Annotated in this window: 22 protein-coding genes; 7 read left to right on the top strand and 15 right to left on the bottom strand. The window is 38.9% G+C overall.

The features are described 5' to 3' along the window. Nucleotides 1-143 precede the first annotated feature (143 nt). Nucleotides 144-1,799, top strand: a complete 1,656-nt coding sequence (locus tag ACOQO5_RS09090; protein ID WP_420581379.1) for a M1 family metallopeptidase — start codon at nucleotides 144-146, stop codon at nucleotides 1,797-1,799. A gap of 208 nt (nucleotides 1,800-2,007) precedes the next feature. On the opposite strand, the gene ACOQO5_RS09085 is transcribed toward ACOQO5_RS09090, so the two are convergent. Beyond that, nucleotides 2,008-2,454: a nuclear transport factor 2 family protein gene (locus ACOQO5_RS09085; RefSeq protein WP_420581378.1), complete on the bottom strand. Its 447-nt coding sequence runs from the start codon at nucleotides 2,452-2,454 to the stop codon at nucleotides 2,008-2,010. 108 nt (nucleotides 2,455-2,562) lie between these two features. Here ACOQO5_RS09085 and ACOQO5_RS09080 point away from each other — a divergent pair, with 108 nt between their 5' ends. Continuing rightward, the gene (locus tag ACOQO5_RS09080; RefSeq protein ID WP_420581377.1) at nucleotides 2,563-4,968 is read left to right on the top strand and encodes an ABC transporter permease; all 2,406 of its coding nucleotides are present in this window, start codon (nucleotides 2,563-2,565) and stop codon (nucleotides 4,966-4,968) included. Between the two features lie 201 nt (nucleotides 4,969-5,169). After that, complete coding sequence (locus ACOQO5_RS09075) at nucleotides 5,170-5,637, top strand: CBS domain-containing protein (protein WP_420581376.1); 468 nt, start codon at nucleotides 5,170-5,172, stop codon at nucleotides 5,635-5,637. Nucleotides 5,638-5,672: 35 nt separating this feature from the next. On the opposite strand, the gene ACOQO5_RS09070 is transcribed toward ACOQO5_RS09075, so the two are convergent. The 12 genes from ACOQO5_RS09070 to ACOQO5_RS09015 form a co-directional block, all read right to left on the bottom strand. Next, entirely contained in the window at nucleotides 5,673-6,581 is a 909-nt protein-coding gene (locus ACOQO5_RS09070; protein ID WP_420581375.1) for a DUF4340 domain-containing protein, read from the bottom strand. A gap of 11 nt (nucleotides 6,582-6,592) precedes the next feature. Further along, a complete protein-coding gene (locus ACOQO5_RS09065) occupies nucleotides 6,593-8,104 on the bottom strand; it encodes a GldG family protein (protein WP_420581374.1) in 1,512 nt (503 codons plus the stop codon). Between the two features lie 44 nt (nucleotides 8,105-8,148). Beyond that, the gene (locus tag ACOQO5_RS09060; protein ID WP_420581373.1) at nucleotides 8,149-8,874 is read right to left on the bottom strand and encodes an ABC transporter permease; all 726 of its coding nucleotides are present in this window, start codon (nucleotides 8,872-8,874) and stop codon (nucleotides 8,149-8,151) included. Nucleotides 8,875-8,885: 11 nt separating this feature from the next. Continuing rightward, nucleotides 8,886-9,809 carry an ATP-binding cassette domain-containing protein gene (locus tag ACOQO5_RS09055; protein WP_420581372.1) on the bottom strand — a complete coding sequence of 308 codons (924 nt, stop codon included), beginning with the start codon at nucleotides 9,807-9,809 and terminating at the stop codon, nucleotides 8,886-8,888. Between the two features lie 214 nt (nucleotides 9,810-10,023). Then, complete coding sequence (locus ACOQO5_RS09050) at nucleotides 10,024-10,770, bottom strand: acyl-[acyl-carrier-protein] thioesterase (RefSeq protein WP_420581371.1); 747 nt, start codon at nucleotides 10,768-10,770, stop codon at nucleotides 10,024-10,026. A gap of 151 nt (nucleotides 10,771-10,921) precedes the next feature. Next, nucleotides 10,922-11,296, bottom strand: a complete 375-nt coding sequence (locus tag ACOQO5_RS09045; protein WP_420581370.1) for a hypothetical protein — start codon at nucleotides 11,294-11,296, stop codon at nucleotides 10,922-10,924. Between the two features lie 109 nt (nucleotides 11,297-11,405). Further along, a complete protein-coding gene (locus ACOQO5_RS09040; RefSeq protein WP_420581369.1) occupies nucleotides 11,406-13,238 on the bottom strand; it encodes a hypothetical protein in 1,833 nt (610 codons plus the stop codon). Beyond that, entirely contained in the window at nucleotides 13,239-15,113 is a 1,875-nt protein-coding gene (locus ACOQO5_RS09035; protein ID WP_420581368.1) for a hypothetical protein, read from the bottom strand. Nucleotides 15,114-15,261: 148 nt separating this feature from the next. Next, nucleotides 15,262-16,374, bottom strand: coding sequence for a chorismate mutase (locus ACOQO5_RS09030; RefSeq protein WP_420581367.1), 1,113 nt, complete (start codon nucleotides 16,372-16,374; stop codon nucleotides 15,262-15,264). Nucleotides 16,375-16,388: 14 nt separating this feature from the next. Continuing rightward, nucleotides 16,389-17,279 (bottom strand): prephenate dehydrogenase, encoded by an 891-nt coding sequence (locus ACOQO5_RS09025; protein ID WP_420581366.1) that lies wholly within the window; start codon nucleotides 17,277-17,279, stop codon nucleotides 16,389-16,391. Continuing rightward, a complete protein-coding gene (locus ACOQO5_RS09020) occupies nucleotides 17,276-18,433 on the bottom strand; it encodes a pyridoxal phosphate-dependent aminotransferase (protein WP_420581365.1) in 1,158 nt (385 codons plus the stop codon). Before ACOQO5_RS09020 ends, ACOQO5_RS09025 begins: the two co-directional genes overlap by 4 nt. Then, entirely contained in the window at nucleotides 18,430-19,260 is an 831-nt protein-coding gene (locus tag ACOQO5_RS09015; protein ID WP_420581364.1) for a prephenate dehydratase, read from the bottom strand. The genes ACOQO5_RS09020 and ACOQO5_RS09015 overlap by 4 nt, the downstream gene beginning before the upstream one ends. 497 nt (nucleotides 19,261-19,757) lie before the next feature. Here ACOQO5_RS09015 and ACOQO5_RS09010 point away from each other — a divergent pair, with 497 nt between their 5' ends. Further along, a complete protein-coding gene (locus ACOQO5_RS09010) occupies nucleotides 19,758-20,345 on the top strand; it encodes a tetratricopeptide repeat protein (protein WP_420581363.1) in 588 nt (195 codons plus the stop codon). A 10-nt stretch (nucleotides 20,346-20,355) separates the two neighbouring features. Here the strand turns inward: ACOQO5_RS09010 and ACOQO5_RS09005 are convergent, their stop codons facing one another. After that, nucleotides 20,356-21,120 carry a DUF2490 domain-containing protein gene (locus tag ACOQO5_RS09005; RefSeq protein WP_420581362.1) on the bottom strand — a complete coding sequence of 255 codons (765 nt, stop codon included), beginning with the start codon at nucleotides 21,118-21,120 and terminating at the stop codon, nucleotides 20,356-20,358. 245 nt (nucleotides 21,121-21,365) lie between these two features. Between ACOQO5_RS09005 and ACOQO5_RS09000 the strand changes: the two genes are divergently transcribed. Both ACOQO5_RS09000 and ACOQO5_RS08995 read left to right on the top strand, forming a co-directional pair. Beyond that, entirely contained in the window at nucleotides 21,366-21,779 is a 414-nt protein-coding gene (locus tag ACOQO5_RS09000) for a GNAT family N-acetyltransferase (RefSeq protein WP_420581361.1), read from the top strand. A 47-nt stretch (nucleotides 21,780-21,826) separates the two neighbouring features. Next, entirely contained in the window at nucleotides 21,827-22,285 is a 459-nt protein-coding gene (locus tag ACOQO5_RS08995) for an RNA methyltransferase (RefSeq protein ID WP_420581360.1), read from the top strand. A 6-nt stretch (nucleotides 22,286-22,291) separates the two neighbouring features. On the opposite strand, the gene ACOQO5_RS08990 is transcribed toward ACOQO5_RS08995, so the two are convergent. Next, on the bottom strand, nucleotides 22,292-23,296 hold the full coding sequence (locus ACOQO5_RS08990) for a DHH family phosphoesterase (protein WP_420581359.1): 1,005 nt from the start codon (nucleotides 23,294-23,296) through the stop codon (nucleotides 22,292-22,294). Between the two features lie 279 nt (nucleotides 23,297-23,575). On the opposite strand from ACOQO5_RS08990, the gene ACOQO5_RS08985 reads away from it, so the two are divergent. Then, nucleotides 23,576-23,944, top strand: a complete 369-nt coding sequence (locus ACOQO5_RS08985; RefSeq protein ID WP_420581358.1) for a YccF domain-containing protein — start codon at nucleotides 23,576-23,578, stop codon at nucleotides 23,942-23,944. Nucleotides 23,945-23,971 lie beyond the last annotated feature (27 nt).

Raw genomic sequence — 23,971 nt, 5'->3', positions numbered from 1 at the left:
AAAGATTCGATCTCATTGGATACCAACTATCCAAGTATAGTTCCACCCAAACCGACAAAGTGTTCAATAAAAACATTCCTCAACCCGAAAAACATCTGCTATTGATTTCTTTCTATTTTTGACTTCCAAATAATAATCCCAAAATGAAACGAGTAGCCATCATCATTTTTACCACTTTATCTTCTTTTATTATTCTTCAGTCATCGAAAGTAGACCTGCCATCAGACAGCAAGTATTCCAGACTCGATAGTCTCAGAGGTTCTATTACTCCAGAGCGCGCCTGGTGGGATTTGACTTATTATCATTTGGATATCAGCGTTGACCCGGTTACCAAAACGATAGAAGGCACCAATCGGGTGAACTATAAAGTACTGACCGAAAATCAAATCATTCAAATTGACTTGCAGGCACCCTTAACACTCAAAGGCGCTACTCAGAACGGTCAATCACTTGACTTTACGAATGAAGGTCCTGCTCACTTCATTACGTTAAAGGACAGACAGGAAATTGGGAGTGTAAATAGTCTGGTACTGACTTATGGAGGACAACCCGTAGAGGCCGTCCGCGCACCCTGGGATGGTGGTATTTCTTGGGATAAAGATTCTAATGGAATTGACTTTGTGGGTTCTTCATGTCAGGGATTGGGAGCCAGTGTCTGGTGGCCGTGTAAGGATCATATGTATGACGAAGTGGATAGTATGCTGATGAGCGTTACAGTTCCAGATCACTTGATGAATGTATCAAACGGCAGACCCCGTGGTGTAGATGACAATAAAGATGGCACCAAAACCTACCATTGGTTCGTCAATAATCCGATCAATAACTATGGCGTCAATATTAATATCGGAGACTATGTTCACTTCAATGAAACCTACCAGGGGGAAAATGGGCCTTTGGACATGGACTACTACGTCCTTCGAGAGAACCTTAAAAAAGCTAAGAAGCATTTCAAACTAGCACCTAAAACCATGGAAGCTTTAGAACATTGGTTTGGGCCATACCCCTTCTATGAAGATGGTTACAAACTAGTAGAAGCGCCTTACCTGGGTATGGAGCATCAAAGCTCCGTTACTTATGGTAATGGCTACCAGTACGGTTATAAAGGCAATGATCTCTCAGGTACAGGCTGGGGATTAAAATGGGATTACATTATTACACATGAGACAGGACACGAGTGGTTTGCCAACAACATTACCTACAAGGACATGGCTGATATGTGGGTTCATGAAGGTTTCACTTGCTACTCAGAAGGATTATATACAGAATACTTTTTCGGCAAAGAAGCTGGGGCTGAATACATCAGAGGACAAAGAGCTGGCATAAATAATGTCAAACCTATGATCGGAGATTATGACGTCAATTCCGAAGAACATGGCAACGTCTACTCTAAAGGAGCCAATTTCTTGCATACGCTAAGACAAGCAATCAATGATGATGAAAAGTGGCGAAACATATTAAGAGGATTGAATGAGGAGTTTTACCATCAGACGGTAACGACACAACAAATTGAAGAGTATATCAGTGAGCAATCGGGGCGTGATTTTCAGTTTGTGTTTGATCAGTATTTGAGAAACAGCAGTTTGCCTGTATTTGAATATATATTTCGAGATGGACGCATGGGCTATCGCTGGTCTGGTGTGGTAGGCGGATTTGATTTACCACTCAAGGTTTATTTAAATGAAAAGGAAACGTGGTTAGAGCCTAAAACCAACTGGCAGTTTATTGAAGCTAATGAGGATACCTCTATTAAGTTGGATCGTAACTTCTATGTAGCTGTGTTGAATGTGATGGGTAGCTAATCAATCACCTTGCCGCATTTATTGCGGCATCCATTTCGGAAAGTACTGCTCTCTTTTCTGGTAGAACGTGGAATAAATCCGCGAAGGAAAACCAAATCGCACAAATGGATTGTAACATTAACACCTTGCCGCACCTGTTGCGGCATCTGTTTCGGGTGCGTCGTCTGTTATTCAAGCAGATCGCGGGACAAGCCCGCGAAGGAAGCACTTAAGACTTCAACTTATCGAAAAGCACGCCTCCTTTAAGCTTGAGTTTATCAAAGGTAGTCATCCTACCTAGCTGAGATAGCATTCTCTCTTTGACAAAATCTATAGCCTTTAGGGGGCGTATCATCACCTTAAATTCTGTGATTTTACCAGCTTCGTTCCAAGAGATCAAATCAATACCATCAATGAGGATTCCATCAATTTCAGTGTTAAACTCTAAGGCCGCATTTTGATTCTCCACAATTTCTTTGATATACTTAAAATAATCAGCTTCCATAAACATTTGAAATGCCGCAGTCAAGTACATCAAAGTCAATCGCTTGCCCTCTTGTGGTTTGAAAACAATCGGGGAATGAAAAATACATTTGGCATCTATGATCTGATCCAATTGACTGATGTCTTTGGATTCCAACATCTCATGCCATTGGGTTAAAGGTGAATTGTTCATTGGACTAAGATAAATGGTTTTTGGGTATGCAAAAATCACCATTCATGTAAAACTTATAACGAGCCAACTGCATCTACGTAATAGCTAACAATCAAAAACTCAACTCATATGCTAACGGACTACATAAAAGTAACTCTCAGAAGCCTAGCCAAAAACAAGCTAATTTCATCGATCAATATCCTTGGATTAGCTATCAGTCTTTCCGCCTTTATCTTTATCACCCTCTACATCAAAAAAGAGCTCAGCTACGATACAGGACACCCCAACTCGGATCGGATGTATCGCGTCGCTGAAATCATCAAAAGTGACAACTTCACCGAAAACTCGTCGAGCTGCCCTCCCAATACTGGGAAATACATGCTCAAAGAATTTCCTGATGACATCGAGTACATGGTTCGATTCTTCGATTTTCAGAATCCGATCGTCACCATTCAGCTAGAAAACCAAGGACTCTATAATGAGAAATATGTGTACTTCACGGATTCCTCTGTCTTTGACATGATGGATTTTGAATTGATTCAGGGAAACAAAGAAACTGCACTTACCGCTCCTAACACAACAGTAATCTCCGAATCATTAGCAAAAAAATACTGGGGAGATGAAGACCCTATGGGTAAAAAAATCACTCGTGTGGGCTTTCAAAATCAATTTGAAATCACTGGAGTGTACAGACAAAACTCGGTTTCTCACATCAAGACTAGTATGCTCCACTCCTTTGCTACTGTCGATGGCTTTCAGTTTTTGCAACGCAACTGGGTTTGGAATCCGGCCTGGACCTACATCACTCTCAAAGAAAATGTATCTCCTAAAAATTTTGAAGCCAAGCTACCAGAATTTATCGATAAGTTTTATGATGAAAGAGCAAAGGATGGGACTTCCCATTATTTAATTCCCATCGAAGATGTGCATCTCAAGTCTCATTTGGAATTTGAAATGGCTCCTAATAGCGACATCAAATACATCTACATATTCGCTTCATGTGCAGTCTTCTTGTTGATCATCGCCATGGTGAATTTTGTAAACTTATCCACTTCCTATTCTCTTTTGAGAGGAAAAGAGATTGGGGTGAGGAAAGTGACCGGGGCTACTAAAAGTCAGCTGATTCTTCAGTTTTTAGCGGAGTCTATCTTTATTGCCTTCATCGCCTATATTTTCGCACTTGTCATTTCTTTTGCTTCGATATCATTTTTAGAACCTACTTTAGAAATTGGTGTAGGTGAACTATTCAATTTAAAGATGCTGTCAATCATGACAGGCATTGTATTCCTTATCGGATTTTTGTCTGGTGTCTATCCTGCTTTCTTCATTTCTTCTTTCGACCCATTAGTCGTATTCAAAGGGAAAATGATCTCTCAAGGCAGTGGAAAAGTATTGAGAAAAGTACTGGTGATTGCCCAATTTACCATCGCGATTGTGCTCATCATATTCACTTATGTCACCTATAATCAGTTGTCCATGATGAACAACAAAGATTATGGTTTTGATGCGGACAAAATTATGGTTTTGGATGTAGCGAACACCCGGATAGGACAAACCTATGATGCGTTCCGTACGCAACTTATGAGCAATGTAGCTGTGGAAAATGTAACGGTGATGAGTGATATCCTGGCTGTGAACAACAACAACCATGAGTTTAACCATGAAGGCATGACAGCCGGTGAATGGAACTACTATCCTGCGCTAATTGTAGATGAAGAATTTGTTTCTTCTTTAGGTATGGAGATCATAGCTGGTAGGGACTATTCGGTGAGTTATGCCAGGGAGGACTCTCTTTCCATGATCGTCAACAAATCCATGGTTAAAACCCTCGGATATGCCAACCCTCAAGATGCCATAGGTAAGCGTATGGTCACCAGAAATGGGAATGAGAAAATTGTAGGTGTGGTGGAAGACTTTAATTATAAATCGTTGCATTCTCCGATCGGGCCTTTTGCTTTGGACGTCCGAAGAAATAGACAAAATAATAATGGCAACTTCTTCACCAGACACATCGCTATACGATTGAATAATACAGACAAGGCCACTTTAGCTCACTTGGAAGAGGTATGGAAAAAGAATGTAAACAACGTCCCATTCACTTACAAAATGCTTGATGACGAGCTGAGAAAGCTCTATCAGGAAGAGAACAATATGGGTTCAATCTTGGGGACGTTTGCTGTACTGACTGTAATCATTGCATGCTTAGGTCTGTTTGCACTGGCCTCCTTCCTCGCCCAACAAAAAATGAAAGAAATAGGGATCAGAAAAGTATTAGGCGCCAACTTCTTGAAGCTTTTCTATGTGGGATACAAAGAACAATTTATCCTTATCGTAGTCGCCTTTGCCTCAGCCATCCCGCTAAGCTATTACTTTGTGGAAGGCTGGCTAGATGATTTTGCTTATCGAATTAATATAGGGGTAGTTCCTTATATATTGGCTGGCTTCCTCGCGATAGTGATCTCCTCGATCACTGTACTGAGTAATTTCTATAAAGTAATTGTTTCTAACCCTTCTGAAGTGTTGAGAGATGAATAAAATATTTAGTTAAAAATGAAATGCTACCCATCAGACGGATAGGTAGTTGAAATCTTGGTGATGGCGAAGTTCATTTGATCATTTACAAATCTCCCTAATGATCAGGTGGCTTCGCTTTTTTATTGTGCTACATCAATTCGCCTAAATTGCGATTGAATTTGAAAATGAGTAACTTATTAGTCCACCAAATAATTCACTAGCATGGTAAAAAGTTATAAAGGCGCTCAAATAGAAAAGGAAACTACGGTAGAATCACAACCGGTATCGGTAAGTGACTACATGTCTACCAAACTCATCACATTTCACCCAGATCAATGCATGATGGAAGTGGTAGATGAATTACTCAAACACCGAATTTCCGGCGCTCCGGTGGTCAATGACCAGAAAGAACTTTGTGGAGTTATCTCCGAAGGTGATTGCCTCAAAGAAGTGGTAAAGGGCAAATATCACAATCATCCTATCATGGATGGAAAAGTCAGTGAGCACATGGCTAAAAATGTGATCACCATTCGCCCTGGAACCAACATTTTTGAAGCGGCTAATATGTTTCTAGAGAAGAAAATCAGAAGATTTCCTGTATTAGATGAAACGGGCAAGTTAGTTGGGCAGATTAGTCAAAAGGATATCATGAGGGCCGTTAAAAACATAAAAAGCGAGAACTGGCATTAAACCAACTCTCGCTTTAAACTAGTTCATGATTTAGACTATCTCAATTCAGATAGCCCAACAAACACTTTGTCCAGTATAGTCTCATCTTTAAAGTATCCTAATTCATTGTCGGACGAATGAAACACCCAATCTCCTTCCTTTTGATAGGCATCGAACAATATGGTTTGACCGTTGTTCATATCTATTGTCGCTGACATCACCGGTACGGTTAGATCTTTCTCCTCATCCATAAATTCCTTGCCATTCACGTAACCTAAGCCTCCCAGGTAATTCGCTACTGCTGCTGAGTCAGCAGCACTACCATTGACTTGCCAGGCATCTCCTATTCGTTCTAGTCTGAATGATGAATCTGCAGGATAGTTGAACGTAATGGCTGACACGGAATCTTTCGTAATTCTGGCCAACACCTGATCTCTATAGGCTGAAGCATCAGCTGAAACAGAGAAGCCCATGAAATCTTTCGCCACATATACTTCCTTATCTTCGAACAGACGTACAAAAGTATGGTAAGCTTTTTGGCCTTCCATTCCGAAACGACCAATGACCAAGTCTAAAGAATTGTTATTTCCTTCGTACACTTTCACTCTGGTACCTGCAGAGTCTACTTGATAGTCTTTCCATTTGGTTTCAGACTTAGTCGCCATTCTTGAAGGTTTGATGCTAAGTAAGGCATAAAGGGCATTATCCACTGCACTTGGACTGGCCACCACATTTTTGCCATTGTCTAAGGTAAGCTCCCACTCTCCTTGCACCTTATCCAGTTGTACTTTAGACTTCCCTGGCGCTTCCACCGTGATCTGACTCACTTTGGCTGTATCAATCTCTACCAGCTCAGTTCTCAGCGATTTGCTCTTACTTTTGCTACCTGTAAAATCCACCACAAAGTAGATCAAACACAAAGCCAGAAGTAATCCTATTAATTTACCGTTAGATAGTTTTTTCATTTTTTAGCTGATTAAAAGTTGCCTTCCATCCATTGTTGTTTTTTGCTGATATACTGCTGTCTTCTGATGAATGCATAGATGAACACAAGTAAAATCGGTACGATGACGTTTCCATATTTCAACATTTCGCGAGCACCATCCTCCACTGCTTCCAATGGTCTATTAGTAATGCCTTTTGTTCTCAAATCTATCAAACCTGTATCATCAGACAACCAGTCAATGGCATTGGACGCGAAGTTAACATTATCCTCACTGATCTGCTGAGGAGGGTTACCATTGATGATGAATTGTCCGTTGGCTATCACTACCAACTTAGATTGCTGGTTGCCGACTAGTGCACCGTCAAGAGCCACAGCCAGAGTTTGAGTGCCTTCTCGGAAATCATTTTCATCCCATCTCTTCTGAATATCCAAACCTGATGGTGTTGGAGCCAAACCAGACATTTCAGAAGTAAACATCAAAGGGTTATAATTGACCGTAGAGTCATTTCCGGTATAATTAATAGCACTTACGAAAGGCAACATCAAAGTTTCCAATCCATTGGTTGTTGGGTGCTCAGGGAAATCTGTGATCATAGGAAAATACGGAAATTTTAGCTGTGAGCGATAGGTGAACACTCCATTATTCTGCTGAACGCTTACAGAGCCGCTCTGTGCATCAACCACAAATTGGCTACCCAAACTAACGTTTTTACCTCTTAACCAACCTTCGATTCCTATTTCGTTGCCTTTGCTTAAATAACCTTGCTGCAAGTCTCCATTCATATTCGAATAAGCGACAAACACAGCCCCACCTTTGCTCATAAAATCATCGATTCTTGAGAATTCAAGTGCTGAGATGGTATCACTAGGATTAATGATCGCTAAAGTCCTTACATAGGAAGGCACTTCGGTCTTATCGGACAAATCGATAGTCTCTACTTCATATAATACGGATAGTTGTTGCGCCAATTGAGCCACTTCTTGCAAAGATGGCTCTCCATGCCCCTGCAGCAACGCCACTTTAGGTTTATCTGTCACGGACAATTTTTTGATAGAAGTAGTCAAACCATACTCCATATCCACACCTGGCTGAACCACAGGAATAATCTCTTTCTGATCTCCCATCATCAGCACAGCACCCATGTAGGCCTTCAACTGCTGCACCTGATCCTTTTCAGATACATTAATGATAATGGGCTGGATACCGCTTTGCTGAGCTTCTGCTTCTAGCGCTTCATCCTCATTCGGACTGATAAACTCATACACAATATTGCCACCACTCCTGTTTTCATATTCTAAAAGCAGGTCTTCAAAATCTTGCTTATTGCTAATTAGCTGTGTGGGCAGGTCCTCAGAGAAATAAGCCTTCACGGTAATGACATCATCCAAGCTAGTGAGTATATCATCGGTAGCTTTGCTCAAGGTATATCTTTGATCTTCTGTAAAATCCAACCGGAAATACAGTTTCGAAGAAATCATGTTTAACACTACCAAAATGAGTGCAAACACCATCAATCTGATTATTACAGTATTTTTCTTCATGTTTCTAATTCTTTATTCTTTTTGGTAATTCCTTTCTTCTCTCCTTAAGATTGCCAGTTTCTTCGAGACAACATCGCCTGCGCAAAAGTTAACCCGACACCAACTACTGAGAAGAAATAAATCAAATCACGGCTATCAATCACTCCTCTGGACAAGGAATCAAAATGCGTTCTCATGCTTAAATAGTTTAATACATTACCCACGGCACCCCTGAAAGTGAAGCCCAAGATATCAAACAGCAATTGAAAGAAGATGCCGATCAATAAGGCAATCAAAAACGCCACAATCTGGTTGTTGGTAATGGAGCTAGCAAACAGACCAATGCTGATATAGCCCGCAGACAATAACAAAAGTCCCATGTATCCGCCGATAACAGCCCCATGATCCACTGAGCCCAATTGACTGACTGTTGCATAATAAGGTATGGTACAGGATAGCGCTATGAGCACCAGGAGTAAACAAGCTAAGAATTTGCCAGTTACAATCTCCCAATCAGAAATCGCTTTGGTACTTAATAATTCAATTGTTCCTGACTTGGTTTCTTCAGCCAGCATTTTCATGGTTAAAGCCGGGATAAAAAAGAACAACGTCCAAAATCCGATCTGAAAAAAGACCTGTAAATTGGCTTGTCCCATAAGGAAGACATTGTTGCCCGACAGCCAAGTAAAAAAACCGGTGAACCCCAAAAACATGATAATGATTACATAAGCAATCAACGAATCAAAAAATGAGGCTAGTTCTCTTCTGGTGATAATCCAAATTTTGTTCATTTCTTATGTTTTTAGTTCGTTAAATCTCTAAATACGTCCTCCAGCTGGGTTTCTATTCCCCTCAATTCTGTGAGGTACCACTTCTTGCTGACGCACATATCAAAAATGGCTTTTCTCGATTCTTGATCTGGCTTGCTTTGCACGGTAAACAACCCTGACTTACCGTCTACAGGAGTTACAGTTTCTACTGTCGCCAGTCCAAGCAGTTCCTTCTTCACTTCTATATCTGAAGCTTCAATACTTACATTGAGCAGCTCTTGGCCTTGAGATTGTTTTCTCAAAGTTTCCGAAGAACCATCGGCTACAATTCTTCCCCTATTGATGATCAAAATCCGATCACAGGTCGCTTCTACTTCAGATAGGATATGCGAACTAAGAATCACAGTTTTTTCTTTACCTAGTTTCTTTATCAGCTTTCTGATTTCGATAATCTGATTGGGATCAAGTCCAGTCGTAGGCTCATCCAAAATCAATACATCAGGGTCATGGATCATGGCTTGTGCCAGACCTACCCTTTGTCTATATCCTTTAGATAGCTCATTTATTTTTTTATGCTTCTCTAGATCCAATCCACACATCTCAATCATTTCGGCAATGCGAGATGATATCTTAGCTTTTTCAACTCCTTGAATTTCGGCAGCAAACCGGAGATATTCTACGATCGGCATATCCGTATAAAGTGGATTGTTTTCAGGTAAGTAGCCTATTTTTTTCTTTACCTCTTCTGGTTGATCGAGGATGGACATGTTGTCCAACTTAACATCACCTGAACTTGGAGACATGTAGCAAGTGATCATTTTCATGGTTGTACTTTTTCCAGCGCCATTGGGCCCTAGGAAACCAACCACCTCACCCGTTTTAATTTCAAACGAGATGTTGTTCACTGCTTTTTGCTCTCCGTACTTCTTGGTCAGATTTTCAATTACTATCGACATGTACTAAAACAAATTGAGTTCAATAATTTTTATACTGCGTCCGCAAGTATAGAAATCGGATTGAAAATATTCAAGATTCAGGAATTCCTAAGCTGTTAAATTTTGTTAAGCTTGATCTAGAGTGGAGGTACGACTTGTTGTCAGAAGGCTTTATACAATCCAAATGTAATCTAGTGCTTAAACCAAAGCTGATTTAGATTGAGTATTAGCTCCCCTATTCTGTAAACCAACTCTTCGCTACGATATGAGATACACCTGTTTCCTGATGATCAAGTGAATGACACCATGCTTTTTCGGTATCATCAAAATAGGATTTAGAAATAAAGGCATCTCCATACTTTCCTTCGTGTTTGAAAGTAATGTCTATCTTCTTTAGGTGATGTTTATCCAAATACTCTCCGCCCAAACTATCGAGAACCCATTGATAGTATTTGATATTGTTGACATGATCATTAATATCAATATCAAACCATGACACTAGAATACCCTTTTCCTTTTCGGTTTTCTCAGCATTGTATTTCACCTTATCGGTAATTGCGAGCACATTATTCCTATCAACAATAAAATTGGCTTCCTTTATGTATTCTGGTACTGCAATTAACTTTCTTTCATTGATGTCCATGACCAACCAATTGGAAGTCGCCTCTACTAATAATTCTCCTTCTTGACTCCAGACCCTAAAGTCACGTTTAGTAAAATACTTATCCATAGCCGCCGGCCAGGTCTCCACTTTGATTTCCTCTTTGTGCTCAGGTAGTCGAATAATTTCCAGGCGCATTCTATTCATTACCCAGGTGATGTTGTTTTCCATCAGGTCAATAGTAGAAAAGCCTAACTTCGTAGCGTTGAACCAAGCAGCTTCCTGCATGTGATCCAATAAGTTGGGCAGTTTAATGGTTTTGTGTTTAGTACAGTCTTTCGATGAGACTTGTAGCTGATGGTAATAGATAGAGTCATCCATTTTAGGAATACGTTATCAGTAGAATGGTTAAAGAGTAATAAGTCATTGGGTAAGGCTAATATTGCTCCTTCATTTTGATTGTCCAAAAAATGGATAAAAAAAACCATCCCGGTTGCCCAGAATGGTTTCTTGAGTGTAAGCTTGATGCTTATTATTTTTCCTCTTTGTTTTCTTTTTTCTTAGGAGCAGCTTTTTTCGCAGCTGGCTTCTTAGCAGCAGTTTTCTTAGCTGCAGGTTTTTTCTCTGTTTTAGCTTCAGCATCCTTTTTAGGAGCAGCAGCTTTTTTCTTTGGTGCAGCCTTTTTTTCTTCAACTGGAGCTTCTACAGCAGCAGCCTTAGGTGCTTCCTCTTTTTTAGCAGCGGCTTTTTTAGGTGCTTTAGCAGCAGTTTTGAATTCTTCTTTCATCTGCTCAACATCCACTTGCTTGATTACTGGACTAGCGCTCAATCGTTGGATTGTAGCAACTTTTGTCTTCGCAACCACTTTATTTCTTCTTCCTTTTCTTTTTAATCTTGTTACAGCCATTGTTCTGCTATTAATTTTCGAGGTGCAAATCTATGATAATAGATTTTTAATTCAAAGCCGAGTTATAGGATATTTGAAAACTCTTCAGTAATAATTACAAAGAGTTGAATCAAGTCTTATTATTCAACACTAAATACTTCTTTTCAATCCTCGAAACCCTTCTTAGATACTTGAAAAATTTATCAAATTCTTCGTTAGAGTATTCTCTTTTATAAAACTCAAATTCACGTACTACATGAATTTTATCATCTATTCTTTCAATGATCAGTTCATAAGTTCCATACTGAGTGTCTAACTTTTGAGATGGTGGCAATGTTTCAATAAATGTTCCCTTAGGAGGAATTATATCCACATCATCTTTAATTCGAAAAGCTCTTTTAATTTCAGCATATTTATTATACCGACTGTAGCTTACATAATGCTCAACCGAATTTAACACATTCGATGGAACCATTAAATTTTCATCGATTTCCTTAGCAAATCCATTGATGTTCAAAATAAAATTCGAATAGTATTTCGGATTATTTCTATCCAATGGTTCAATATCATAATTGCTAATTACAAAGTCGGAATAGTCAAAGTTTTTTGTTGCTACTTGTTCATATTTTTTTTCACCAAGATTTGCAAATATTCGATGTTCATCTGAAAACAACCCTTTGTTTAAAGATTTAACCTTGAGAATTGCATTGCCATCATCTTCCAAAGTGAGTATGGCTTTAGATTCTTTGAAATTCAACTTCTGATTATAAACTGGACTTCGTATAATCTTACTATTATGATCTTCAATCCAAAGCACATACCTATCATCTGTAAACGACCCTAAATAATCAAAGGGCTGAGTTTGGCTTGTACATTCCAAATAGATCGTATCATTTTCATTTGGTATCCCTAAAAAAATATGATTGAATTGATTTGATGGAAAATCTATATTAATCTCTGGCACATCTCTTCCTGCACGTACCAATACACCATTCGAGGGAATTCCCATATAATTAAGCATAGCCATGGTATAATAAGTTAGTGCTTTACAATCTCCAAATCCATTCTCATCTACTTCTTCAGACGGCAGAGTTTTCCAACCACCTATTCCTAATTGAATTGAAACATACCTTGTTCGGTCTTGCATATATTGATATACTTGACGTATGACTTCTTTTCTATTTGAGCGGTCAATTCCTGCTAAATATTCCATGGTCTCTGGAAGAAGTTCATTAGTGCCTCGATTTAAATCAAACATCCATTGTCCAAAAGACTGCCAGGATTCAGTACTTCCTTCACTCCCATCGATTTGAAAATCTTTTAAGGCCAGATATATTTTTGGTTGATTTTTATAAAATTTTTGATAATCGTTATTCTTACTACTCACAGCCATGAGATTAGAAACTTCCCATTTATGAATTACTGTTTCCCCAACCTCGACAGTTCCTCCTGAAATCTGCTGTTCTAGTGTTTTTAATTGCACTGAACTTGGTGTCCTAATCTCTAAATTCGCTTCACTCACAGCTTGGTCAAAACTACTTTGCGGCATCCAAGTTCTTAATCCCAAAATTCCATTGACATTCCACTCTACTTCCACCTCAATGGTATATGGGTACAAAGCATATTCAGGTTTGAGATACAAAGATTTTGTATCATCTATTTCGTAGCTCGCATCAAAAGAATATTCAACTATATCATACCGGCCATATTTTTTTACTTTATTCCCATTGCCATCAAGCAGATTCATTTTGAAAGAAGAGAGTTTCCTGAATTTATCCATATAATCATGGAATACGGCAAACTTGTTACCATTTTTATTATGAATGGTTATACTGTAACTCTCTATCATTGAATACTTCGATTTTGAATCAAAATCATAAGTAGTGTTGTGAAAGTTTACCGTTGCGTTTTGACCAAATAATGCAAAAGGCAATAGCAATGCAAGGATAAGAAGGCTTCTCATTTAAGTGTTTTTTACAAGTACTACAGGTTGATCAACAATCTGCAAAATTTTGGAGTAAAATGTCTGAAGGTTTTCATAATCCATTTCAGTAAAAATCACTTGATTGAGATGATAGTCTACTCTTAATTGTACATTTCCAAATTGCTCACTAACCAAATAAGAAAACTCAATAGACTTTTCTCCAAGATATATTTTTTCAGGAGAAGGTAAATTTTCTACTGAGTATCCCTCAGGCACCTTTAGAGTTATCATAAGACTAATGTCTTTTTGTGTTGAAAAATCGATAGGATATTTTCGTTCTTTAGACTTGAAAGGATTATTCTTGAAGGGATTGATAATAATAGGATATATGATTTTTTTAACTCCATGATCAGATATGTCTTCTGTGATATCAACAATTATTTTTTCTCTACTTGTACTTTTCACAGAGTCATCTTTGACTACTTGATAATCTTCTAAAAACCATGTCGGATGTTGTTCTTCCAATGTCCGAGCATAATCATCTACACTTGAATACGAACTGATTTTCTTTTTCCAGGACAAGTAATCATAATTTTTATTGGTACAAACTATTCCGGCAGACCATTCATCTGATTCATTTTTAGAAATATTGGCAAACACTGACATACTAGCAGATTTTCCAGCATCCAAATCAATCCATTCTCCGTGGTCTCGATCTACAAGCCAACCAGATCCATTCATGCATTTTTCCGGTAAAATACCTGGAGCCAAATCATCCATAGATGCGTCTAATAATATCATTCTATCACCTAATTTTACACAGGCGACTACATAATTTAGTTTATTAAGTGATGGGTAGAATGGTGTTAGTAAACCATTATCCCGTGTACTCAGCACTACAGGCCATGCTTTTATTTTCGCTTTATCCAGCAGTGCCAATAGTGCCAGATTTACTTCTGCGGTTGATCCCTGATGCTTGTCTTTAAAATTTGATGCGTAGCTACTACTTACCGTAATGGATTCTCTGCCATTACCTTTAATGTTCTCTTTTATAAAATAGTACGCCTCATAAATTTTTTCTTCAATACTCTTTTCTGAGTCCCTCAGCTCTTTTCCTTTCGCACTTAAAAAGCTCGCTCCTCTAATGGCTCCTCCAAAATAATCGTATTCCAAAAGTTCACTACTAACAGCTTCCCATGTAGTAGCTAGTTCATCGTAGTAATTCGGGAAACTTATTTTTGAAATCTCAAATTCAAATTTTGAAATGTAATTGGAATAATGTGGTGACAAAGGCTCGGATACAAATGCAGGAACATTTTTTACTATCCAGTGATCTGTTTCAACTTGAGGCACTTGAATAAATCCATAAAATCTTTGATTAAACTCTATATATGGAGATCGAGTAATTTCTAACTCTGAATATTTAACTGGAATTAAATCTTGAAATCTCCATTGATAAGGCATGCCAATGAAGCTATATTTTAAGTCTATAACACTTCCCTCCTTCACTCCAGTAAACAAAACTTTATATCTAAGCCTACCTTTAAGGTATTCTTCAGAGTAAACAGACTTGTTATCTAGTTTCTCCTGAACAATTTCTCCAGCTTCATTCAAATTAGAAGTAACCCCTTTAAAATTACTTTTGGACGGAACATGCAATGTCCAGTTCGCACGATTAAGTCCTTCCTTTTTCAGTATTTTAAGTCTTACATGTCTGGTGAATTGATAATTTCTATTATCAAATTTTCCATAGTCAAATAGAATAACTGCATTAGCGGTTGAGTCTAACTCATAATACTCCATTTCGAGTTCATTACGAGTAACTTTCCCAAACTTTGAACGATCTTGACTCCAAGCAGAGAAACAAGAAAGACATGAAAGGGCAATAAGAAAGAATCCTTTTGAGAGGTTCATAGTTGGTTTCATATGAGTTGATAGAAGCTTCAAATATAAAAATGCTTTGTAAATCAGCAATTATTTTCTTAAAATATTTTCACCAAGTTTTAATAAAAAAGCCGAATCACACAATGGCGATTCGGCTCCAATTTGAGTTAGAAAATTCTTAGGCTGTTTCTCCTGCCTTATTCTCTGTGTTCATTATTTCTGTCTGACGCTTGATCGAATTGTCATGGATCAATTCATATAGATGCTTGACAAACTCTTCTTTCAATAATGCACTTTTTCCTTTTTGAATACGATCATTCATGATCTCTTCGTATCTATTGACTTGAAGGATAGTAATGTTATGCTCTTTTTTATGCAGCGCGATTTCTTCTGCCACTTGCATTCTCTGTCCCATTACTTCCAGTAACTCGCTATCAATCTTATCAATTTTAGATCGCAATTCTTTCAATCTTAATTCGAAATCAACATTTTGAGTTTCTGGTTCTCTGATGATTAACCTCTCCAATATACCGCCCAAAGTTTTTGGTGTAATCTGCTGCTTAGCATCACTCAAGGCATTATCAGGGTCAATATGTGACTCAATCATGATGCCATTCATTTGCATATCAAAAGCCTTTTGAGAGATAGGTTCGATCAAGGTTCTGTTACCCGCAATGTGACTAGGATCACAAACAATTGGCAACTCAGGAATAATTCTTTTCAACTCGATAGGAATCTCCCACGAAGGATCGTTTCTATATTGTGAACCACTCATTGGTGAGAAACCTCTATGGATACCACCTAACTTGGTGATGCCTGCTTGATTGATTCTTTCTAGTGCACCAATCCACAACTGAAGATCAGGATTGATTGGATTTTTCACTAATACAGGAACATCATAACCTCTCAATGCATCAGCTACTTCCTGCACTGCAAATGGATTAACTGTAGTACGTGCACCTACCCAAAGGATATCTACACCAAACTTCAACGCCAGCTCCACATGCTCTGCGGTGGCCACTTCAACAGCTGTTAATAAGCCAGTTTCTTCTTTGGCTTTTTTCAACCATTTCAAGCCAACTACTCCAATACCCTCAAAAGCGCCTGGTCTGGTTCTAGGTTTCCAAATCCCAGCTCTTAACACTTTAATGTCAGTATGCTCCTTCAATTGTCTGGCAGTCTCTAGTACTTGCTCTTCACTCTCTGCACTACAAGGTCCAGATATCACTAGCGGTTGATCGAGCCCTTCGATCCAATTTTCTAGCGGGGATAAAGTTAATTTTACGTCCATGTCTATTATATACTCTAAATAATTTGATTCAGTTTTTCTCTTTCTTTCGATTTATCATTGATACCATCCAAAACCCGACGGATCTCATTCGCATTCTCCATACAATCCATCATGGCATCTTCTTGTCCATCGTCGATCATATTTTTAAATGCCTGCAAATTTTCTATATAAGCTCCTAAGGAGTCAGAAATGTGTTTTTGATTTTGTTTAAATATTGGTCCCCACATCTTTGGCGAACTCTTCGCCAAACGCACGGTAGATTCAAATCCACTACCCGCCATGTTGAAAATGGTAGCCTCATCTTTTTCTATCTCCAAAACGGTTTGCCCTAAAACAAACGAACTGATATGTGACAAATGAGACACATAGGCAATGTGTAAATCATGAGACTTACTATCCATTTCTACTACATGCATATCCAAGGATTCCAGACATGCTTTCGCTAAGTTGAAAGAAGCCTCCTGGCTTTCTTCCCTATCACAAAGAATTCCGGTTTTACCGTCAAACAAAGAATCAAAAGCTGCCTCCGGTCCTGAATTTTCAGTACCCGCAATCGGATGCGCTGCTACAAAGTTCTTTCTGTTGGGGTGCCCCAACACAGCACCACAAATTCCAGCTTTGGTTGAGCCCAAGTCTATCACTGTTGTCCCCTCTTCGATTCTATCCAGCACGCTGGGTAATAGCTTTCTGATAGAATCCACGGGAATTGCTAGGATGACCAAATCCGAAATAGCCAAAGCTTTGGGCAACACCAATGTATCATCAACTAATCCTAATTGAATGGCTTTTTCGGCATGTTCATCATTCACATCCACACCGATAACTTGACTTGCGAATCCACTCTTTTTTAGTTTCAGTGCTACTGAACCACCTATCAATCCTAATCCAATAATTGATACGATCATGCCTTCACCATTTCCAGCCTTTCGATGGCTGTGTTGAACATTTCTTTATTGGAACAAAGTGAGATTCGAACATATCCCTCTCCATTAGTACCAAATACAGTTCCTGGAGTAATAAACACAAAGCGCTCCTGCAAGATCTCTTCGATAAACTCTTCGCTCTTTCTCCCCGCGGGAATCTTAGCCCACATAAACATTCCAGATTGTTTGCTGTCATAAGTACACCCTATAATATCTAAAATCCTTTCAGCTAACTTTCTTCTTTGAGAATATTCCAGGTTTACATCTTCGAACCAGGAGTCAGGTAAATTCAGAGCTTCAACAGATGCCTCTTGTACGGGTTTGAACATCCCAGAGTCCACATTCGATTTCACTCTCAATATAGCATTCACATACTCTTCGCGTCCACTCACCATTCCTACTCTCCAGCCGGCCATATTGAATGCTTTGCTCATAGAGTTGAGTTCCAAGCAATTTTCTTTCGCGGCTGGTGCAGACAACAAGCTCATAGGGCTTTCATTCAAAATAAAACTGTAGGGATTATCATTGACTACCAATATGTTGTGCTGCTGAGCAAACTTGGCCAGTCGCTCATACAATGCTGCCGTGGCTTTTTGACCAGTAGGCATGTTTGGATAGTTGACCCACATCATTTTGGCAGAAGCCAAAACTTTAGCATCTATATGGTCTAAATCAGGAAACCAATGATTTTCTTCTTTAAGATCAAATGACACTGCCCTTGCTCCCATCATATCAGCTGCAGTTTTATAGGCTGGGTATCCAGGATTTGGAATCAATACTGTATCTCCTGGATTCAGAAAAGCCATCGAGATATACATCACCCCTTCCTTCGACCCCAATAGCGGTAAAATTTCGGTATTGCTATTCAAATTCACATTATAGTGACGTCTGTAGAAAGCCGCAATCGCATCTCTCAACTCAGGGATAGATCGATAAGACTGATAAGCATGCGTATTCGCCTGACTGGCACTGTGCACCAATTTATCCGTTACCTGCTTAGCAGGAGGTAAATCGGGACTACCAATACCTAAGTTAAGCACATCACATCCTCGACTATTCATCTCCCTGATCTCGTCGAGTTTTTTAGAGAAGTAATATTCTTTTACTTCTGCTATCCTATTGGCTACTTCTATCATACCGTTGGTATATTTCCTTTTTTATATTCTCCATGCACTTTTACGAGTTCAGCTTTGGTGTTCAACGCGTGCAATGCGTCTTTGTAGTTATCATAGTCTTCCCAAACCACATCTATGTTAAATGCATATTGGTAAGGCTTACCCAAAATGGGCATTGACTGAATTTTAGTCATATTGATGCCATTGAGTTTAAAAATCAACAACACATCAGCCAAAGCCCCAGGATCATGTTTCGTAATCACACGAAGCGAAGCTTTCTGAGGAATCTGATTATGTCCATTCATTCGACTCTTCATGATGAGAAATCTCGTATAATTTTTTTTGTTCGTTTCGATATTGCTATCCAGTATATCCATATCAAAAATCGATGCTGCTGACTTACTTGCAATGGCACCAGCATTCTCCATTTTTTTATCTCTTATCATGCGAACACTATCGGCGGTATCATCGTACTCAGATAGTTTGATCTGAGGGTAGTTTGCCAAAAAATCAGCACATTGCAGCAAAGCCATCGGATGTGAAAACACTTGATCCAGATCAGTTGCTTTTTTGCCTTTGTGAGCAATGAGATTCATCTCAATCCTGGTATAGATCTCTCCAGTGATCTTTAAATCATATTCGTTGATCAAAGCATAGTTGGGCAGAATAGTGCCTGCGATGGTATTTTCTATGGCCATTACTCCATAGTCCACCTCTTTGGCCTGAATAGATTTAGCCAAAGACCGAAAGTCATGAAATGGCTGGATCGCAATCTCCTTGTCTACGAAATACGAACTTGCCGCTTCGTTGTGAAATGATCCTTCTACACCTTGTATGCCTATTTCCATTAGATTTTAAAATTCAGATTTTTGGTAAAAAAAAAGCCCCGAATAATTTCGGGGCTTTGCTATATTTCTTCAAAAACATTAAAGAACTATTCTTTCGACCCCTTTGCTATCGCATAGAAATAAAAGTAATAATAGTTCCAGAAAAATGTTCTTGTGTTGTTCATCTTGTTATTTAACGATTCAAATGTGCTCATCTAATTTTTAATATCAAAACTTATCAAGGAAAAAAATGACACATTTTCAATTATTCAAGAAAACACTATCATATTTTGTAATTATTCTATCAAATACTGATTAGTTGCTCTAATTTGCAACTTTAATTAATGTCAATGCATTAAGATAAGGAGCCTGATCACAAGGATCAATATAACAATACCAGTAGTCATTTCGACCAGCGGGAGAAATCCAAATGCACTACTGGACAAAAAGTAAGATTTCTCCTAGCGTCCAAAAGACAGGGAAGGCACTGAATGAATTTCCCTATTTACAATTAATATATGTCCCTAATTAAGACACTCTTGGTAATAATTCTTTTCTCTTGCTTAAGTCAGGTCACATTTGCTCAAGGTATTATCAAACGCGAAGCCCTGACCAGTATGGATCGTGGAGTTGAGGCTATGGAAGCTGGCTACTACGAAGCAGCAGATCAGTTTTTTAGAGATGCGCTGAGTAAGATGACTCGATTACCAAGTAATCTCGCTTACTACTTTGGCAGAAACTCCTACCATCTAGGTAAATACAAACAAGCCATCAACTGGTTGAATAAATATGTGGAATTGAAGGGAACCACCGGACAGTACAATGACGAAGTTCGAGAGTATTTAGAATTGGCCAATGAAGCATTTAAAAAGCAGCGAGAAGATGAAATAGGGCGGACAGAAAAGCAGTTGACCACACAAGGATATTTCGACTGCCCTTCTGATTTTATGCATTGCCCACTATGTAACGGTACTGGCGTATTGATCACCCCAGGAAAATTTGGAGCAGTCTATCAAACATGCCCCTACTCGGGTCTGTCAGGAAAACTCACCTGTGACGAATATAATCTATACCTGAGAGGTGAATTAGAGAAGAAAGTGGAATAAATCGATCAAATTAATGGATCGGTATATCCCGTTTCTCACGGTGCTTATCGAGGTGAAAGTCCAAATGATGGTATAAACTCAAGCGAAAAATACTTCGCTGTTCATAGATGTGTGGTGCGCCATAGTGTCTAAAAGAAAACATATAGCCTCCTTGTATTTGTAGCTGCTCACTAAGATTATAACCTAATCCCACGTATGTTCTATTATCCTCTAAATGATTGTAGATGATGCTCTCACCTGCCTGAATAAATATCTCTTCATAAAAACTTAGGAACAAGGTGTGATTTTCAAAAGCCGGTTTGTTCAGTGGCACATACAAAGTAATCTTATATCTGAATCGATGCGTCAATTTAAAGCTGGAACCTTTTTCATATCCTCGTTTGTAACGCTGCTCAAATCTTAACTGATGATATAATTTAATATGATCAAATGGCGTAGCGAAAACCAACTGTTCCCAGGTTCGGAATTGCGGTACCACATCATCCAGCTCTGGATTGCCCTGATCAGGTGACCAGTAGTAGGGGTTAACAATTCCGATAGTCAAATCTGCATATTTGGCCAGGGTATAAGTAACTCCAAATCTCAAATAGAGCTGCGCCATATCCTGAATACCATTTCTACGACGGATATGGTATTCACCATAGTATGCCCATTTATCATTGAAGTGATATTTAGTGTAGAACCCAAACCAAACCCCAGTACTTTTAATTTTTACTTTTTCTGGAGGTGGTTGATAGGACAGCGATTGTGCCGAAATATGGGAAGTAGTGCTCACACAAAACAGTGCAAGCCAGATAATTACACGAAAATTACCCATGAGCTAGTTGAGAGTATTGAAATGACGGTTGAATTATTTCAAGTAATTAAGGTAATATTTTGATAGAATAAAAAGCAATCATGCATTTAACTACCATAATTGCCTTTTTATCAACTATGACTAGTTGATATTTTATTATTTCATCAGACGATTTTATTATCCTTGCCACCTACTCAAAAACACTTCAAATTCCATTCGGTATCATGCAACCAAAAATCTCAGAAATAGCTCCCGAAGAAACTTTTAACATACGCCATCAAGTCATGTGGCCAAATCGGCCTATTGACTATATCAAGCTATCTAACGATAATCAAGGCAAACACTATGGCCTTTTCATCAATGGCCAGTTAATATCTGTGATCTCTTTGTTTATAGAAAACCAACAAGCCCAATTTCGAAAATTTGCTACACTCAACGAACATCAGGGCAAAGGATTTGGCTCACAATTATTGCAGCATGTATTTTTCCTCGCAGAGCAACAACAATTCAAAAGAATTTGGTGTAATGCTAGAACGGATAAGTCTTCATTCTACACCAAATTCGGCATGAAAGAAACTGATAACACGTTCAAAAAAGGAGGTATCGACTATGTAATCATGGAGAAAACTTTTGATTAACTCAAGACCTGTTTTCATCTGAAATCCGTATTACTTTTGCACGCATCATGATCGTTGACAATCTAAAACAAGGCTATTTCGGAATAGGTATACAAAATGGCAAGACACCTGAGAACCTCGGTGTTTTGTGGCGATCGGCACAAAACATGGGTGCCAGCTATATCTTCACCATTGGTAAGCGATACGCCAAACAAGCCAGTGACACACACAAAGCCACAGGTGCAATGCCCTACTTTCATTACAAGGACTTTGATGAGTTTTATAATCAACTACCTAAAGGTGCTATGCTAGTGGGAATCGAACTCGGTGATCGTGCCGTTCCTCTTGAAACTTTCGAACATCCTAAAAACTGTGTCTATCTGCTCGGCGCAGAAGATCATGGCCTACCAAAAAAAGCCCTTGAAAAATCACATCACTTAGTCAAGTTCAACACTACACTCAGTATCAATGTAGCGGTTGCTGGAAGCATAGTAATGTATGATCGAAACTTGAAGGCTGGTAATTAGTGCCTGTCAGCTATTTAAAAAATAATCTGGGATTATTTGCTTCAGTTTCTTTACCGTTTCATCAACAGATTCTTTGCACATTCCCCCAGCAGCATTGGCATGACCACCACCATCGAAATGATCTGCAGCTAAAGTATTGACTGGATTCTCCTCTCCTTTAGATCGGAAAGACATTTTCACAATTCCATCACGTTCGGCTATCATCACTGCGGCCTTCATGCCTTTGATAGACAAAGCCAAATTGGCCAGCGCATCCGTATCTCCTTTTTTGTAATTGTATTTGGCTAATTCTTCCTTAGTCAGGGGAATAATCGCCACATGGTAATCTTCTAGTATCTCTAACTTCTCTGCCATTGCGAAACCCTGTAAGCGCAAGCGATCGGCTGTATTGTTGTCATTGAGCACTTCGTGAATGAGATGATGCTCCACTCCTGCCGCTAATAGTTTGGCAATCAACTCATGAGTTCTTGGCTCGACAGCTGGAAATCGGAAAGTACCTGTATCTGTAAGGATACCCAGGTACAACGGCGTGCCTATATGTGCATCTAGCAAGTCTTCGTGACCTGATTGCACCACCAACTCTGCAATGAGCTGTGCAGTAGATGAAGACGATGTTTCAGACACCATCAGCGCGGCAAAATCTTGTGGATTCAGATGATGATCGATCATCACTTTCTTGCAAGTAGCCGCTTCTAGCAATGCCTGCATATCCGGCCCGATACGATCCGTACCATTGTAGTCCAAACAGAAAATCAGATCCGCTTTTTCAAAGGCTTTTGTCACTTCGTTTGACTGATCGGTCATAAGCAGTATCGGTTCAAGCCCCACCCATTCCAAAGAATCAGGAGCTTTATCAGGATGACAAACGATAGCAGTTTGCCCTAACTTCTCGATAAACCTTAGCAAGCCCAATGAACTCCCAATCGAATCTCCGTCCGGCGACTTATGAGAGGTAATGACCATATGCTTGGCTGACTGGATTTCGGCGACAATCTGTTCGTATATATTCATGGAGGCTCAATTTAGCAGATCGCGAAGTTACAAAAGTGATGGTCAAACTTGCTATCCCTACCAGCTATTCTTACGACTCAGGGCTACGTCTTTTGTGATCTTGCCATTAATTAGGTATTCTTGTTTTTTGGGTTAGTCTAGTTACCCAAACTAATCGAAGCACTTCTGAGATAATTAAAGCTATATATTTTAAGAAGAATCTCTGTTTAGGATAAAACCTTAAAGCTCTTTAGCAACACTAGTGATACTTTAATTTAATACTGACAAACAAGCAACAATATGAACAATTTGGGAAATGTTATTTGGCTAATTTTTGGAGGAATAATTGTCGCAATCGAATACTTCATCTCAAGTATTTTACTATTCATCACTATTATTGGGATTCCATTTGGAATTCAAACTTTAAAACTAGCAGAACTGGCACTTTGGCCATTTGGAAAGGAAACGCGAGTTATAGAAAAATCAACTGGTTGCTTAACTACACCAATGAATATAATTTGGATTTTTATTGGTGGTATATGGATTAGTTTAACGCATGTGATTTTCGGGGTAATTTTGGGTATTACAATAATTGGAATTCCTTTTGCAAGACAACACTTCAAACTAGCTTCTTTAGCATTAACTCCTTTTGGAAGACAGGTAGAATAAAAGAAAGCGGTAAAATTCAATTGCATT

The sequence above is a fragment of the Reichenbachiella sp. genome (assembly GCF_965223055.1).
In the GTDB taxonomy this organism is placed as follows: Bacteria; Bacteroidota; Bacteroidia; order Cytophagales; family Cyclobacteriaceae; genus Reichenbachiella.
The sequence above is the reverse complement of the archived record's forward strand: the minus strand, read 5'-3'. Positions and strand labels throughout refer to the sequence as shown.

What these genes read in the sequence shown, in the direction of transcription:
- ACOQO5_RS09090 (WP_420581379.1), top strand. Translation starts at nt 144, where the DNA reads ATGAAACGAGTAGCCATCATCATTTTTACCACTTTATCTTCTTTTATT.
- ACOQO5_RS09085 (WP_420581378.1), bottom strand. Translation starts at nt 2,454, where the DNA reads ATGAACAATTCACCTTTAACCCAATGGCATGAGATGTTGGAATCCAAA.
- ACOQO5_RS09080 (WP_420581377.1), top strand. Translation starts at nt 2,563, where the DNA reads ATGCTAACGGACTACATAAAAGTAACTCTCAGAAGCCTAGCCAAAAAC.
- ACOQO5_RS09075 (WP_420581376.1), top strand. Translation starts at nt 5,170, where the DNA reads ATGGTAAAAAGTTATAAAGGCGCTCAAATAGAAAAGGAAACTACGGTA.
- ACOQO5_RS09070 (WP_420581375.1), bottom strand. Translation starts at nt 6,581, where the DNA reads ATGAAAAAACTATCTAACGGTAAATTAATAGGATTACTTCTGGCTTTG.
- ACOQO5_RS09065 (WP_420581374.1), bottom strand. Translation starts at nt 8,104, where the DNA reads ATGAAGAAAAATACTGTAATAATCAGATTGATGGTGTTTGCACTCATT.
- ACOQO5_RS09060 (WP_420581373.1), bottom strand. Translation starts at nt 8,874, where the DNA reads ATGAACAAAATTTGGATTATCACCAGAAGAGAACTAGCCTCATTTTTT.
- ACOQO5_RS09055 (WP_420581372.1), bottom strand. Translation starts at nt 9,809, where the DNA reads ATGTCGATAGTAATTGAAAATCTGACCAAGAAGTACGGAGAGCAAAAA.
- ACOQO5_RS09050 (WP_420581371.1), bottom strand. Translation starts at nt 10,770, where the DNA reads ATGGATGACTCTATCTATTACCATCAGCTACAAGTCTCATCGAAAGAC.
- ACOQO5_RS09045 (WP_420581370.1), bottom strand. Translation starts at nt 11,296, where the DNA reads ATGGCTGTAACAAGATTAAAAAGAAAAGGAAGAAGAAATAAAGTGGTT.
- ACOQO5_RS09040 (WP_420581369.1), bottom strand. Translation starts at nt 13,238, where the DNA reads ATGAGAAGCCTTCTTATCCTTGCATTGCTATTGCCTTTTGCATTATTT.
- ACOQO5_RS09035 (WP_420581368.1), bottom strand. Translation starts at nt 15,113, where the DNA reads ATGAACCTCTCAAAAGGATTCTTTCTTATTGCCCTTTCATGTCTTTCT.
- ACOQO5_RS09030 (WP_420581367.1), bottom strand. Translation starts at nt 16,374, where the DNA reads ATGGACGTAAAATTAACTTTATCCCCGCTAGAAAATTGGATCGAAGGG.
- ACOQO5_RS09025 (WP_420581366.1), bottom strand. Translation starts at nt 17,279, where the DNA reads ATGATCGTATCAATTATTGGATTAGGATTGATAGGTGGTTCAGTAGCA.
- ACOQO5_RS09020 (WP_420581365.1), bottom strand. Translation starts at nt 18,433, where the DNA reads ATGATAGAAGTAGCCAATAGGATAGCAGAAGTAAAAGAATATTACTTC.
- ACOQO5_RS09015 (WP_420581364.1), bottom strand. Translation starts at nt 19,260, where the DNA reads ATGGAAATAGGCATACAAGGTGTAGAAGGATCATTTCACAACGAAGCG.
- ACOQO5_RS09010 (WP_420581363.1), top strand. Translation starts at nt 19,758, where the DNA reads ATGTCCCTAATTAAGACACTCTTGGTAATAATTCTTTTCTCTTGCTTA.
- ACOQO5_RS09000 (WP_420581361.1), top strand. Translation starts at nt 21,366, where the DNA reads ATGCAACCAAAAATCTCAGAAATAGCTCCCGAAGAAACTTTTAACATA.
- ACOQO5_RS08995 (WP_420581360.1), top strand. Translation starts at nt 21,827, where the DNA reads ATGATCGTTGACAATCTAAAACAAGGCTATTTCGGAATAGGTATACAA.
- ACOQO5_RS08990 (WP_420581359.1), bottom strand. Translation starts at nt 23,296, where the DNA reads ATGAATATATACGAACAGATTGTCGCCGAAATCCAGTCAGCCAAGCAT.
- ACOQO5_RS08985 (WP_420581358.1), top strand. Translation starts at nt 23,576, where the DNA reads ATGAACAATTTGGGAAATGTTATTTGGCTAATTTTTGGAGGAATAATT.